11 protein-coding genes are annotated in these 14069 nt (G+C 63.7%); 8 read left to right on the forward strand and 3 right to left on the reverse strand.

Going from position 1 to position 14069, the window contains the following annotated elements; genetic code table 11:
- The first annotated feature begins 220 nt into the window (after nucleotides 1–220).
- The 5 genes from PQQ53_RS01285 to PQQ53_RS01305 all read left to right on the forward strand — a co-directional run bounded on the left by PQQ53_RS01285 (nucleotide 221) and on the right by PQQ53_RS01305 (nucleotide 8266).
- A complete protein-coding gene (locus PQQ53_RS01285; RefSeq protein WP_408323122.1) occupies nucleotides 221–3403 on the forward strand; it encodes an efflux RND transporter permease subunit in 3183 nt (1060 codons plus the stop codon).
- Nucleotides 3404–3503: 100 nt separating this feature from the next.
- Entirely contained in the window at nucleotides 3504–4769 is a 1266-nt protein-coding gene (locus PQQ53_RS01290; protein ID WP_408155914.1) for an efflux RND transporter periplasmic adaptor subunit, read from the forward strand.
- A gap of 62 nt (nucleotides 4770–4831) precedes the next feature.
- Nucleotides 4832–6304, forward strand: coding sequence for an efflux transporter outer membrane subunit (locus tag PQQ53_RS01295; protein WP_408323123.1), 1473 nt, complete (start codon nucleotides 4832–4834; stop codon nucleotides 6302–6304).
- Nucleotides 6305–6572: 268 nt separating this feature from the next.
- Nucleotides 6573–7775, forward strand: coding sequence for an MFS transporter (locus PQQ53_RS01300; protein WP_408155920.1), 1203 nt, complete (start codon nucleotides 6573–6575; stop codon nucleotides 7773–7775).
- Nucleotides 7776–8080: 305 nt separating this feature from the next.
- Entirely contained in the window at nucleotides 8081–8266 is a 186-nt protein-coding gene (locus PQQ53_RS01305) for a hypothetical protein (RefSeq protein WP_042327321.1), read from the forward strand.
- 78 nt (nucleotides 8267–8344) lie between these two features.
- On the opposite strand, the gene mgrA is transcribed toward PQQ53_RS01305, so the two are convergent.
- Nucleotides 8345–9388, reverse strand: coding sequence for an L-glyceraldehyde 3-phosphate reductase (mgrA, locus tag PQQ53_RS01310; protein ID WP_408323124.1), 1044 nt, complete (start codon nucleotides 9386–9388; stop codon nucleotides 8345–8347).
- 215 nt (nucleotides 9389–9603) lie between these two features.
- On the opposite strand from mgrA, the gene PQQ53_RS01315 reads away from it, so the two are divergent.
- Nucleotides 9604–9810 (forward strand): DUF3185 family protein, encoded by a 207-nt coding sequence (locus tag PQQ53_RS01315; protein WP_408139688.1) that lies wholly within the window; start codon nucleotides 9604–9606, stop codon nucleotides 9808–9810.
- A 79-nt stretch (nucleotides 9811–9889) separates the two neighbouring features.
- Here the strand turns inward: PQQ53_RS01315 and PQQ53_RS01320 are convergent, their stop codons facing one another.
- Complete coding sequence (locus tag PQQ53_RS01320) at nucleotides 9890–10651, reverse strand: phytanoyl-CoA dioxygenase family protein (protein ID WP_408139689.1); 762 nt, start codon at nucleotides 10649–10651, stop codon at nucleotides 9890–9892.
- A 460-nt stretch (nucleotides 10652–11111) separates the two neighbouring features.
- Between PQQ53_RS01320 and PQQ53_RS01325 the strand changes: the two genes are divergently transcribed.
- Nucleotides 11112–11480 (forward strand): hypothetical protein, encoded by a 369-nt coding sequence (locus PQQ53_RS01325; RefSeq protein WP_408155924.1) that lies wholly within the window; start codon nucleotides 11112–11114, stop codon nucleotides 11478–11480.
- A gap of 157 nt (nucleotides 11481–11637) precedes the next feature.
- On the opposite strand, the gene metK is transcribed toward PQQ53_RS01325, so the two are convergent.
- Nucleotides 11638–12828 (reverse strand): methionine adenosyltransferase, encoded by a 1191-nt coding sequence (metK, locus tag PQQ53_RS01330; protein WP_408139693.1) that lies wholly within the window; start codon nucleotides 12826–12828, stop codon nucleotides 11638–11640.
- A 280-nt stretch (nucleotides 12829–13108) separates the two neighbouring features.
- Here metK and PQQ53_RS01335 point away from each other — a divergent pair, with 280 nt between their 5' ends.
- Nucleotides 13109–13993 carry a lipid A biosynthesis lauroyl acyltransferase gene (locus PQQ53_RS01335; RefSeq protein ID WP_408323125.1) on the forward strand — a complete coding sequence of 295 codons (885 nt, stop codon included), beginning with the start codon at nucleotides 13109–13111 and terminating at the stop codon, nucleotides 13991–13993.
- Nucleotides 13994–14069: the final 76 nt, after the last annotated feature.

Raw genomic sequence — 14069 nt, forward strand, 5'->3', positions numbered from 1 at the left:
GACCGATGATCTGGGCGTAAAACCTCGTAACGAGTCCATCATAAACCCTGCTGGGGTGGGATATCAAAAACGTGCACCGTCAGGACGATTCGTTTAATCCGCGCGCCACGCCCTCATTGCGCCACAGTCTGCGGCGCGGTGCGCGCCATGTTCAGCGCAGCATCCGCGTCGCGCACGCACACGGCAGCGCCCTGCGCGTGTTCGAGCGGGCACGCTAGCCATGTGGATTGTTCGTCTCGCGCTGCGGCGTCCCTACACCTTCGTCGTGCTGGCGCTGCTCCTGCTGATCGTCGGGCCGCTGACCATTCTGCGCACACCGACCGACATCTTCCCGAACATCGACATTCCCGTGCTCTCGGTGATCTGGTCGTATAACGGCCTGCCCGCCGACGAGATGGAAAAGCGCATCGTGCTCAACTACGAGCGCGGACTGTCGGTGGCAGTGAACGATATCGAGCACACGGAATCGACCTCGCTGAACGGCATCGCGGTGATCAAGATCTTTTTCCAGCCGCACGCCAATATCAACGAAGCGCTCGCGCAGGTCACCGCGCTGTCGCAAACGCAATTGCGCTCGCTGCCGCCCGGCATTACGCCGCCGAACATCCTGCGCTACAACGCGTCGACGGTGCCGATCCTGCGCCTCGCGCTGTCGTCCGCGTCGCTGACCGAGCAGGAGCTGTACGACTTCGGCAACAACTTTCTGAAGACGCAGCTCGCCACCGTACCCGGCGCGTCGGCGCCGTTGCCCTACGGCGGCAAGCAGCGGCAGATCATGGTCGACATCGATTCGCGCAAGTTGCAGGAGCGCAATCTCTCACCGCTGGACGTGGTCAACGCGGTCACCGCGCAGAATCTGATCCTGCCGTCGGGTACCGCGAAAATCGGCTCGACCGAATACTCGGTGGAAATGAACGGCAGCCCGGATTCGCTGGCCGGCCTGAACAACATCCCGATCCGCTCGACGGCCAATGGCACCGTTTATATCCGCGACGTCGCGCATGTGCGCGACGGCTTCCAGCCGCAGACCAACATCGTGCGCGTGAACGGCCAGCGCGCTTCGCTGCTGACGATCAACAAAAGCGGCAACACGTCCACGCTCGATATCGTCGACCGCATCAAGACGATGATGCCGACGCTGCGCAATCTCGTGCCCGCGTCGCTGAATATCGATCCCGTTGCCGATCAGTCACTGTTCGTGCGCGCGTCGGTGCAGGGCGTGCTGCGTGAAGCATTGATCGCCGCGTGCCTGACCGGTCTGATGATTCTGCTGTTCCTCGGCAACTGGCGCGCGACGCTGATCATCTTCGTGTCGATTCCGTTGTCGATGATCACGTCGATCATCGCGCTGTCGATCCTCGGCGAAACCATCAACATCATGACGCTCGGCGGGCTCGCGCTCGCGGTCGGGATACTGGTCGACGATGCGACGGTGGCGATCGAAAACATCAGTCATCAACTGGAACAGGGCAAGACCCTCGAACAGGCGATTCTCGACGGCGCGCATCAGATCGCGATTCCGACGCTGGTGTCGACCCTGTCGATCTGCATCGTGTTCGTGCCGATGTTTCTGCTGACGGGCGTCGCACACTATCTATTCATTCCGCTCGCCGAAGCCGTGGTGTTCGCAATGCTGGCGTCGTATTTCTTCTCGCGCACACTCGTGCCGACGCTCGCGAAATATCTGCTGCGTCATCACCACAAACCGGCCGACCTGCATCACGCGCCCGCGCAGACGCGCAATCCGTTCATGCGCGTGCACTACGCTTTCGAACGCGGCTTTGCGCGTCTGCGCCAGCGCTATCGCGTGTTTCTCGAAGCGCGCGTCGCGCGGCCGGGTCTGTTCGTGACGCTGTTTCTGCTTGGCTGCGGTGCATCGATGCTGCTGATGCCGTTCCTCGGCCGCGACTTTTTCCCAGCCGTCGACGCCGGCACGATCGCACTGCATCTGCGTGCGAAAACCGGCATGCGGGTCGAGGAAACCGCCATGCTGACCGATCGTGTCGACATGCGGATTCGTCAGTTGATCCCGGCGTCCGAGCTGCATTCGATCATCGACAACATCGGCTTGCCGGTGTCGGGCATCAACCTCTCGTACAGCAATACCGGCACGATCGGCACCTCGGATGCCGACGTGCTGATCACGCTCAATCCCGATCATCATCCGAGCGCCGACTACGTGCGCACGTTGCGGCGCACGCTCACCGACGAATTCCCCGGCGTGCAGTTCGCGTTCCTGCCCGCGGACATCGTCAGCCAGACGCTCAACTTCGGCATGCCCTCGCCGATCGACATTCAGATCGTCGGCCGCGACGTGGCCGGCAATCGCGTGTTCGCCGCGAACTTGCTGCACCGTTTGCGCACGGTGCCGGGTCTGGCCGATGTGCGCATCCAGCAGCCCGCCGACTTGCCGCGCATCTTCATCGATGTGGATCGCACACGCGCGCAGCAAGCCGGTTTCTCGCAACGCGAGATCGCGAGCAATCTGCTGATCACACTGTCCGGCAGCCAGCAAACCACGCCGACGTTCTGGCTTAATCCGCGCAACGGCGTGAGCTACAACGTGATCACCGAAGCGCCGCAATACACGATCGATTCGTTGCAATCGCTCGCGAACATTCCGTTGAACGCGAACGGCCGCACCAACATTCTCGGCTCGCTCGCCACCATGAAGCGCGACGCCGGCAACGCGGTGCTCACGCACTACAACGCGCAGACCACGATCGATATTTTCGGCACCGCCGACGGCCGCGATCTCGGCGGCGTGTCCGACGACATCCGCAGGATCATCGACGACGCCCGCGCCGAATTGCCGAAGTCCTCGACCATCGAAATCCGTGGCCAGGTGCAGACCATGAACGATTCGTTCTTGGGGCTGTTCGCCGGTCTCGTGTTTGCGATCGTGCTGGTGTATCTGCTGATCGTGGTGAACTTTCAGTCGTGGCTCGATCCGTTCATCATCATCACCGCGCTGCCGGGCGCGCTCGCGGGCATCGTGTGGATGCTGTTTCTCACGCACACCACCCTGTCGATTCCCGCGCTGACCGGCGCGATCATGTGTATCGGCATCGCCACCGCCAATTCGATTCTCGTGATCAGCTTCGCGCGCGAACAGCTGCTCGAACATGGCGACGCGACGCGCGCGGCAATCGAAGCGGGCTTCACACGTTTTCGCCCGGTGCTGATGACGGCGCTCGCGATGGTGATCGGCATGGTGCCGATGGCGATCGGTCTCGGCGAAGGCGGCGAGCAGAATGCGCCGCTCGGGCGCGCGGTGATCGGCGGGCTGACGGTCGGTACGCTGGCGACGCTGATCTTCGTGCCGGTGGTGTTCTCGATGATCTACCGGCGGCTCGCGGCGCGGCGTCAGCGTGCGGCCGGGCATGTGGTGGGTCAGCCATGAGGCGGGAAGCAATACGCATGGCACGCGATACGATGCGCGACACCGCATGCAACACAAGAGGCAGCGTCGACTGCCCACGCAAATACATGGGGGAAATTTGATGGAAGCACAACGTCCAGACGGTTCCGGCAGCGCGCGCGATCCCGCGAAAGCGAAGCGCACGCGTTGGTTCGTCGTCGTAGTGGCCGTGGTGGCGATCGCGCTCGCGGCCCAGGGCATCCGGTCACGTCACAATGCGCATGCGGCGCTCGAACGCGATGCCGAGCATGCGAGCCAGATGAGCGTCGAAGTCGTGCGCCCGCAGAAGTCGTCGGCCGGACTCGATCTCGTTTTGCCCGGCAACGTGCAAGCCTTTCTCGACACGCCGATTTACGCACGTACCAACGGCTATCTGAAGAAGTGGTACGCCGACATCGGCGCGCGCGTGAAAAGCGGCCAATTGCTCGCGGAAATCGACACGCCGGAAGTGGACGATCAACTGCGCGCCGCCCGCGCCGATCTCGCGAACGCCAACGCGAACTATGCGCTCGCGAAAAGCACCGCCGATCGCTGGAGCGAGATGCTGAAGAGCAAATCGGTGTCGAAGCAGGAGACCGACGAGAAGGTCGGCGACATGCTCGCGAAGAAAGCCACGCTCGACGCGGCACGTTTTAACGTCGCGCGTCTGGAGAAGACGCAGTCGTTCCAGAAAGTGTATGCGCCGTTCGACGGCATGGTCACGGCGCGCAACGTCGACGTCGGCGCGTTGATCGACGCGGGCAGCGCGGGTGGGCCCGCGAAGGAACTGTTTCATGTCGCGCAGGCGGACCGGCTGCGCGTGTATGTGAATGTGCCGCAGGCTTATGCGCAACAGGTGCGCGCGCAGCAGACGGCGTTTCTTACGCTGACCGAGACGCCGTCGCGGCATTATCCGGGCACGGTGGCACGCACCGCGGGCGCTGTCGATCAGCAGCAACGGACCATGCTGGTCGAAGTCGACGTCGACAATCGCGATGGCGATTTGCTGCCGGGTGCTTACGCGCAGGTGCATTTCGCGTTGGGCGCGGGCGCGGCGCCGTTCACGGTGCCGGGCAACGCTTTGCTGTTCCGCCCGGATGGCGTGAAGGTCGCGACCGTGGATGCGCAACGCAAGGTGAAGCTGCTGCCGGTGTCGCTCGGGACGGACTTCGGCACGCGGGTCGCGATTGCGTCCGGGTTGCACGGCGACGAGCAGGTGATCTTGAATCCGCAGGACTCGATTGTCGATGGCGCGCCTGTGCGGATCGTGCCGCGCAAAGCGGAAGGGGCGGAGGGTGCTTCGGGTGCGGGGGCCGGTGGGGATGGAGCGGCTGGCGCTTCCGGGGCGGCTGCAAGGACATCGTCATGACCGCGCGAGCACTACACCGCAACGTCACGGCCGCGCCAAGGCGCGCCCTCGTGCCCGTTTCCATGAGCGCCTCAGCATGCGCGCTGACCCTGGCCATCACCCTCACCGCTTGCACAGTCGGCCCCGACTACGTCAAACCTCCCACACCCACCGCAGCCACCTTCAAGGAACTCGAAGGCACCGGCTGGAAGCCCGCGCAACCCGCCGACACGCTCACGCGCGGCACCTGGTGGAGCATCTACGCGGACCCATCGCTCGATGCGCTCGAACAGCAGGTCGCCGGCGCGAACCAGAACGTGCAGGCCGCCGAAGCGCGCTTTCGCGCCGCGCGCGCCATGGTCGCGCAATATCGATCGAGTTTCTTCCCGCTGGTCACCGCGAATGCGGCCTACTCGCGCGCGCGATCCTCGGAAAACGTGCTGCACAAATCGACCGCCGGCCTCACGCTGAACGACTATCTCGTGCAAGCCGACGCGTCGTGGGAACCTGACCTGTGGGGCCGCGTGTCGCGCAGCGTCGAAGGCGCGAAAGCGCAAGCGCAGGCGAGCGCCGCCGACACGCAAGCCGTGCTCCTGTCGATGCAGGCCGAACTCGCGACAGACTACTTCGAACTGCGCGGACTCGACCAGGAGCGCCAACTTCTCGACGACACGATCAAGGCCTACCGCGAAGCGCTGGATCTGACGCAGCACCGCTACGCCGGCGGCATCGCCACCGACGCCGATGTCGCGCAGGCGCAGACGCAACTGAAGACCACCGAAGCACAAGCACTCGACCTCGGCGTGCAGCGCGCGCAGCTCGAACACGCGATCGCGATCCTGATCGGCCAGCCGCCATCCACTTTCTCGCTGCCGGTCGCGCCGCTCGCGGCCATGCCCGTGGTGGCGCAAGCGGGCGTGCCGTCCGCGCTGCTCGAACGGCGTCCCGACATCGCGGCCGCGGAAAGGCAGGTCGCCGGGATGAACGCGCAGCTCGGCGTCGCGACGGCCGCGTTCTTCCCGAACCTGATTCTGTCGGTGACGGGCGGGCTCGAAGCGACGAACTACAGTCAATGGCTGCTCGCGCCGAGCCGCTTGTGGTCGCTCGGGCCGGCGCTCGCGGGCACGCTGCTCGACTTCGGCGGACGCGCATCCGTGAAGGAACAGGCCCGCGCGCACTATGACGAAAGCGTCGCGCAATACCGGCAAACGGTGCTCGCCGCATTCGGCCAGGTCGAGGACAATCTCGCCGCGCTGCGCGTGCTCGAACAGGAAGCCGCCGCGCAGGACGACGCGGTGAGTGCCGCGCAGCGCGCGCTGGCGGTCGTGTCGGACCGCTACAAAAACGGCGCGATCACATATCTCGACGTGGTCGTCGCGCAAACGACGGCGCTCACCAACGAGCGCACCGCGGTGGCGATTGCGCGCCGCCGGATGGCCGCGAGCGTCGCGCTGGTCAAGGCGCTCGGCGGCGGCTGGGATGCGTCGACACTGCCGACCGACGAGCAGATCGTGCATCCGTCGCCGCCGGCCAGTGATGCAGCGGCGCAGGGCTAGCGCACGGGCCGCTATCGGTTTCGGTGAGCGGCTTTTACTGCATCAAAAAGCCGTGCAGCGCCCCCTGCGCACTCACGCGAGCCCGCCCCTCCGCGGGACCTTGCCGTGCCGCGCGGCGGCCTGCATCACCATTTCAGCGTATCCTTAACTCCTTTTTTGCGTTTTTTGCTTTCCCCAAGGAGATTTTTTCGTGACCCCGCCGCCGGAATCCCAGCGGACTGCTACCTCGGCTGTTCCTTCTTCATCTGCTTCTCCCAACGCTTGCGCCGTGCCCGACATCCCCTATCTCGAACGCGGCACGCGCGCCTATTGGCGCGCCAGCATCGCGCTTCTGTTCGCCGGTTACGCGACCTTCTCGTTGCTCTACTGCGTGCAGCCATTGCTGCCATCGTTTTCCGCGGCGTTCGACGTGACGCCCGCGCAAAGCAGCTTGTCGCTCTCGCTCACCACCGCCGCGCTCGCGCTCGCCGTGTTCGTCGCCGGCTTCGTCTCCGAAGGCTGGAGCCGTCACAAACTGATGACGCTATCGCTGACCGTGTCGGCCTTGCTGACGATCGGCGTGTCGATCGCGCCGCAGTGGCATCAGTTGCTCGTACTCCGCACGCTCCTCGGTCTCGCGCTCGGCGGCGTGCCCGCCGTCGCGATGGCCTACCTCGCCGAGGAAGTGCATCCCGACGGCCTCGGTCTAGCGATGGGCCTCTATGTCGGCGGCACCGCGATCGGCGGCATGGCGGGACGCGTGATCACGGGTGTCGTCGCGGATCTGTTCTCGTGGCGCATGGCGATCGGCACGATCGGGGTCCTCGGCCTTCTGTCGATGCTCGCGTTTCGCGCGCTGCTGCCACCGTCGCGTCACTTCGTGCCGCGGCGCGGACTCGGCTTCGCGCATCACCGCACCGCGCTGCTCAAGCAGTTCACGCGGCCGGGTCTGCCCTTGCTGTTCCTGCTCGGCTTCGTGCTGATGGGCAGCTTCGTCACGCTGTACAACTACATCGGCTACCGGCTGCTCGCGCCGCCGTATCGATTGAATCAAACGGAGATCGGCGCGATCTTCGTCGTGTATCTGACCGGTGTGATCGCGTCGCCATGGTCGGGGCGCATGGCCGATACGTTCGGCCGTGCCCGTGTGCTCACCGGCAGTTTGCTGCTGATGCTGGTCGGTCTCGCCCTCACGATGCTGCATCCGCTGGCGATGATCGCCACCGGCATCGCGTGCGTGACGTTCGGTTTTTTCGCCGGGCACTCGGTGGCGAGCGGCTGGGTGGGACGCCTCGCCAAGGACGCGAAAGGCCAGGCCGCCGCGCTCTACCTGCTTGCGTATTACATCGGTTCGAGCGTGGTCGGTTCGTACGGCGGCCACGTGTGGGCCGGTCATGGATGGAATGGCGTCGCGGGACTCGTGGGCGCGTTGCTCGTCATCGGGCTCATTGCGGCGAGGCGTTTGCGCGGACGCGAACGGGCGGGCGCCTAAGCTCCAAGCTGTTCAATCTGTTCAATCTGCAACCCACTGCGCATTGAATAACGCCAAAAAGTAAGGCCGGCGTAAGCAAGCACTTCATTTTTTTCGATTTGTTTGCTGCGCCGCGCCAATCGTGGCGAGCCCTGTCGCAGCGCATTCAGCGCCTTGCGAAAAGTCGCCGCGGCGCCGCACGTCGTTGCTACGCCGGTCCAACGGTCTTCTATACTCAAATCGAGCGGGGGCGGTGAATGACTCCGGCAGATCGAGCCGTCCCTTCGCGACCAATACATAGCAACCATGTTGCATGGGAGACGAATATGACGACCTACTTCACGATCGGCGATTTCATCCTCGTCATTCCGATGGCGCTCGCGGGCGCGCTATTCGTCGGCGCGCTACCTTGCAAAACGGAAATGCGGCACAACGCGCTGCGTGTGCTGGGCGCACTGATCGGCGTGATGTGCGCGGTCGCGCTGGTCGAAGGTCTTCCGGCGCTCGTGTAGCGCACAGTACAAAAGCCGCCTCACCGGCGGCTTTTTCGCTTCTGCTTATCGGCTTTCTGCGGATGCGAGTCGCGATGATCAGATGGCCTGATCCGTCGACGGCTTCTCCCACAGATTGACTCCGCCTTCGGTCGCATAGCGATCGATCTCCGCGAGTTCATCCTTCGTGAACACGAGGTTCTTCAACGCACCGACGTTCTCGCGCACCTGTTCCGCACGGCTCGCGCCGATCAGCACCGACGTCACGCGCGAATCGCGCAATGCCCATGCGAGCGCCATTTGCGCGAGGCTCTGTCCGCGACGCTGCGCGATGTCGTTGAGCTTGCGCACATGCTCGATGTTTTGCGGGCTCAGATGCTCCTGCTTCAACGAACCGCCGCCCGGCTTGTTGACGCGCGCATCGTCCGGCACGCCGTTCAGGTATTTGCCGGTGAGCAAACCCTGCGCGAGCGGCGTGAATGCGATCGTGCCCGCGCCGACCTTCTCCAGCGTATCCAGCAGCTCATGCTCGATCCAGCGGTTGAGCATGTTGTACGCGGGTTGATGGATCAGCAGCGGCACTTTGTACTCGGCGAGCAGCTTCGTCATTTCGAGCGTCTTGGTTGCCGAGTACGACGAAATACCGATGTACAGCGCCTTGCCTTGCTGCACGGCGCTCGCCAATGCACCGGCGGTTTCTTCGAGCGGCGTGTCGGCATCGAAACGATGCGAATAGAAGATGTCGACGTAGTCGAGCCCCATGCGTTGCAGGCTCTGATCGAGACTCGCGAGCACGTACTTGCGCGAGCCGCCGCCCTGGCCGTACGGACCCGGCCACATGTCCCAACCGGCCTTCGACGAAATCAGCAGCTCGTCGCGATACGGTTTGAAGTCGTCCTTGAACAGACGCCCGAAGTTCGTCTCCGCGCTGCCGTACGGCGGCCCGTAGTTGTTCGCGAGGTCGAAGTGGGTGATGCCGAGATCGAACGCCGTGCGCAGGATGTCGCGCTGCGTGGAAATCGGCGTGGTGTCGCCGAAGTTGTGCCACAAGCCGAGCGACAGCGCCGGCAGTTTGAGGCCCGACTTGCCGCAGACGCGGTATTGCATGTCCGAATAGCGTTCTGAAGCTGCTTCGTAAGCCATTGCTAGTGTCCTTGTTGGTGAAGTGGCCCGGTCAGTGCGGGCGTGAGGCGATCACACGTTGCGAGAGGCAGGCTGCTTTTTGGGTTTATGCGAAGTGCAGCTAGAGCGCTATGGTAGCCAATCGACGCGATGCGTGCAGACGCCCAGTATGCGGGATGGACGATGGCTTGCAGGTCCCCTACACTTTGGCCCGTCGAAGCTTATGGGAGGAATGCATGACGAAGGCTATTTCATTCGCGCTGCTCGTCGGCGGGATCGTGTTGCTGTATTTCGGTGGACAGGCGTTCAATTCGGTGAGCAGCGACGTCGCGCGCGTGTTCACCGGCTCGCCGAGCAACAAGGCGATCATGCTGATCGTGGCCGGCGTGGTAGCCACGCTCGCCGGACTCACGGGAATCGCATTGTCCGGGCGCAAACGGTAAGCGTTGATGGGCGGGTGCGGCGCTTGGCGTTCGATCGTATGAATGAACGCGCACAAGCGCCGCCGCCAAAGATAAACCCCTAAAACGCCACTTCAGGCTTGGCAGCCGAACGGGTACCCGGCAACGGCACATTGCTCGCGCCGTGATACGTGTACACGAGAGAAAACTTCACCTGATCGCTGAGGTTTTTGCCCGCTGAATGCAGCGTGTTGCAGTGGAAGAACACGACGTCCCCGGCCTTCAGTTCGGGCGACACCGCCGCGCGAATCCAGGCCTGGTTCTCTTCGAGGTCGGAGCGGAAAAATTTGGCTTCATCGAACCGGTCGGACGTGAACGACTCGCTGTGCGACTTCGGCACGAGCCACAGCGCGCCGTTATCGACCGTTTCCGACCCAACCGCGAGCCACACCGACACCAGATCGTCACGCTCGAACGACCAGTAGCGCACATCGCGATGCCAGCCGGTCAGGCTGCCGTATGCGGGGTGTTTGGTCATCATGCAGTTGTGATGCGCGCGCGACAGGCGCGGCTCTTCACCGAAGTACAACTCCATCCAGCCGCGAATTTCCGGCGCGGTCGCCCACTGTGCGAACGCCGGATGACGCCCATACGCATCCAGCAGCCGCCGTACCGTATGGCCGCCCGGCGCGTGTTTCGACGACGGCGCGCCGGGGTACTGCAGATCCGCTTCGAATTCGATCGGCGCCGCCGCTTCCTGCAACTGATGCTGCGCGATCTGCTTCAATTCGGCGCAACGCTCGGGCGACACCAGGCCGGGCACCACGACGAAGCCCTGCTCCCGCAACGTCTGAATCTGCTCTTTCTTCGAATGAAATGACATGGTGATCCGTTACTGTCGACTAGCTGATGCTCGATTGTAAAACGGGCGCGATCGCACTGCGCGCAGTTTCGCCCGCCAACGCGCCGCAGCCTTACGCACTACTTTCACGCGCAGGAGCATTCGCACGGCACAGCGACGGGGCAAACGCGCACGATAATCGATCGCGACGGCGCAGCCGTGGGGGCCTGCGCGGCGGTCATCTTCGTAAAAACCCGCGTTTGCAGGGTAAAAACCCGACTTTCTGCCGTCATGAATCGCGTGTAGCCTGCACGCATGTTGATCGCCGCTCCCGCACTTTTGCGCCGTGCGCAGGCTGCCCAAGCCCGCGCCGCCGAGCTCCGCCCTTTTTCCCGACGAATTCCGGGCCTTCGCGCCGTCCCTCGAGACCCTGCCTTTGGCATGTTTGGTGCTGCTATTGGCGCACCTTCCGTCGCGCGACACGTTGCCTACCTGTGAAGCCATGCATACTCTTCTGAGCACCCGTCTTACCCGCGCCGCGCTGAAAGCGGCGCGTCCCGCGCGCCGCCACGTCGTGCGTGCGCTGCGTCACCACGCCACGCGCACCCGTGCGTTGGGCGAACAGTGGCGCGATGCCAAAGCAGTCGACGGCATTCGCACCTGGTTCCACACGTTCTTCTCCGCACTGCGTCTGCAAGGCGGTTCGCGCCGCTTCTCGCTGCGCACGCTGCTGCGCAAACCGACGCCGCTGCGGCTCACCGCCGCGCAACGTGCACCGGTCGTCGCGCGGCAGAATACGAGCCGCCGCCCGCGCCGTATGTCGACGAGCAGCAGCAGCGGCTGGTTCGTGTTCGCGTTTGCGAGCCGTTAAGACGGGTCTCGGACACGCACCCCGCCGGCATCGCTGGCGCGGATGTCGCACAACGCGGAGTAACCGCACGACGAAGCAGTCACGCAATACGCAAGGCGATAAAAAACCCCGCCCGGCTCACGCCGGCGGGGTTTTTGTTTGAACGGGGAGCGCGTGCTTATTCGGCGAGCGCGGCAACCGGTTCGGTGCCTGCGGCTTCCGCCAGCGCGAGCGCCTTGTCCGTGGCTTCCCACGTGAATTCCGGCTCTTCGCGGCCGAAGTGACCATAAGCAGCGCTCTTCTCGTAGATCGGGCGCAGCAGGTCGAGCATCTGGATGATGCCCTTCGGCCGCAGGTCGAAATGCTCCTGCACCAGACGCGTGATCGTCGCATCCGACACGCGGCCCGTGCCGAACGTGTTGACCATCACCGAAGTCGGTTGCGCAACGCCGATCGCGTACGACACCTGAATCAGGCAACGCGACGCGAGGCCAGCGGCCACGATGTTCTTCGCGACATAACGGCCTGCATAAGCCGCCGAGCGATCGACCTTCGACGGATCCTTGCCCGAGAACGCACCACCACCGTGGGGCGCGGCACCGCCGTACGTATCGACGATGATCTTGCGGCCCGTCAGGCCGCAATCGCCTTGCGGGCCGCCAATCACGAAACGACCGGTCGGGTTCACCAGGAACTTGATGTCGCCCTTGATGAGCTCGGCGGGCAGCGTCGGCTTGATGACCTCTTCGATCACGGCTTCGCGCAGCGTGTCCAGATCGATGTCCGGCGAGTGCTGCGTGGACAGCACGACGGTGTCGATCGAATGCGGCTTGCCGTCGACATAACGCACGGTGACCTGCGACTTCGCGTCCGGACGCAGCCAGGGCAGACGGCCGTCGCGGCGCAGATTCGCCTGACGCTCGACCAGACGGTGCGAAAGGTGGATCGGCAGAGGCATCAGTTCCGGCGTTTCTTCACACGCGTAACCGAACATCAGGCCCTGGTCGCCGGCGCCTTGATCGAGGTTGTTGTCGTGCGCGCGATCCACGCCCTGGGCGATGTCCGGCGATTGCTTGTCGTACGCGACGAGCACCGCGCAGCCGCGGTAGTCGATGCCGTAGTCTGTGTTGTCGTAGCCGATGCGCTTGATGGTGTTGCGCGCGACCTGGATGTAATCGACGTTCGCCGTGGTGGTGATTTCACCGGCCAGCACGACCAGACCCGTGTTGCACAGCGTTTCTGCTGCGACACGCGAGTATTTGTCCTGAGCCAGAATCGCGTCGAGAATGGCGTCCGAGATTTGATCCGCGACTTTGTCGGGATGGCCTTCGGAAACGGATTCTGAAGTGAAGAGATAGTCGTTTGCCACGTTGCAGACTCCTGTTTGATGGTTACGGTTGAGTTTCACGTAGCCAGCTTCGGGAGTCTGAAGCGGCGACGCTTTAGCGGATTACTTTGACCGGCCGGCGCATATCACATGGATCGCACCCGCCAGCTTCGCCCCGCAAGTTGTCTATTAACTCGGCGAAGCCCTTATTATAGCGACTTCCTTTGATTGTCACAGAGTGTCCTCGAGTGCGGTATTACGTCAATTCTTCCGCTTTCCTGAAATCGGTCGTGCGCAGCGCCTCTTCTTTCCTGGAGGCAACATGCTGAGCCGCTATGGCGCGAAGCTCGCGATCGGGCTGTTGAGACTTTTTGCACTGCTGCCCTATGGCCTCGTCGCCCGTTTCGGCGACGGGCTCGGCTGGCTGCTCTATCAGATTCCGAGCCGGCGCAAGCGCATCGTGCACACCAATCTGACGCTGTGCTTTCCCGAGTGGAGCGATGAGCGCCGCAAAGACGTCGCACAGAAGCACTTCCGCCACGCGATCCGCAGCTACATCGAACGCAGCGTGCAGTGGTTCGGCTCGGCGAAGAAGCTCGAAAAGTTGATCCAGCTCGACAGCGCGATCGATCTGACGGACCCGAACCTGCCGCCCACGCTGTTTCTCGGCTTTCACTTCGTCGGCATCGAGGCCGGGTCGATCTTCCTGAACTACTCGCTCAAGCGTCAATGCGGTTCGCTGTATCAGCCGTTGTCGAACCCGGAACTCGAAGAGGTCGCCAAAGCGGCGCGCGCGCGTTTCGGCGCGGACATGGCGAGCCGCGCCGACAGCGCGCGCATCGTGCTGCGCTGGCTGCGCGATCGCAAGCCGGTGATGCTCGGCGCCGACATGGACTACGGCGCGCGCAATTCCACCTTCGTGCCGTTCTTCGGTGTGCCGACCTGCACGCTGACCGCGGTGGGACGTCTCGCCAAAGTCGGCCACGCGCAGGTCGTGCCGTTCATCGGCGAAGTGCTGCCGAACTACAAGGGTTACCGCCTCAAGGTGTTCAAGCCCTGGGACAACTACCCCACCGGCGACGACGACGCGGACGCGCGACGCATGAACGCCTTCCTCGAAGAACAGATTCCGCTGCTGCCCGAGCAGTACTACTGGGTGCACAAGCGCTTCAAGACACGACCGCCGGGCGTCCCGAGCGTGTACTGACCCGGATCGACCTGAAAGACGCCGGCGCGGCCAGCCGGGAAAGCCGCCCGAACGCGGAAATAACGCGGCGTTCGGC

The organism is Paraburkholderia strydomiana, from assembly GCF_046030495.1.
Lineage (GTDB): Bacteria > Pseudomonadota > Gammaproteobacteria > Burkholderiales > Burkholderiaceae > Paraburkholderia > Paraburkholderia strydomiana_A.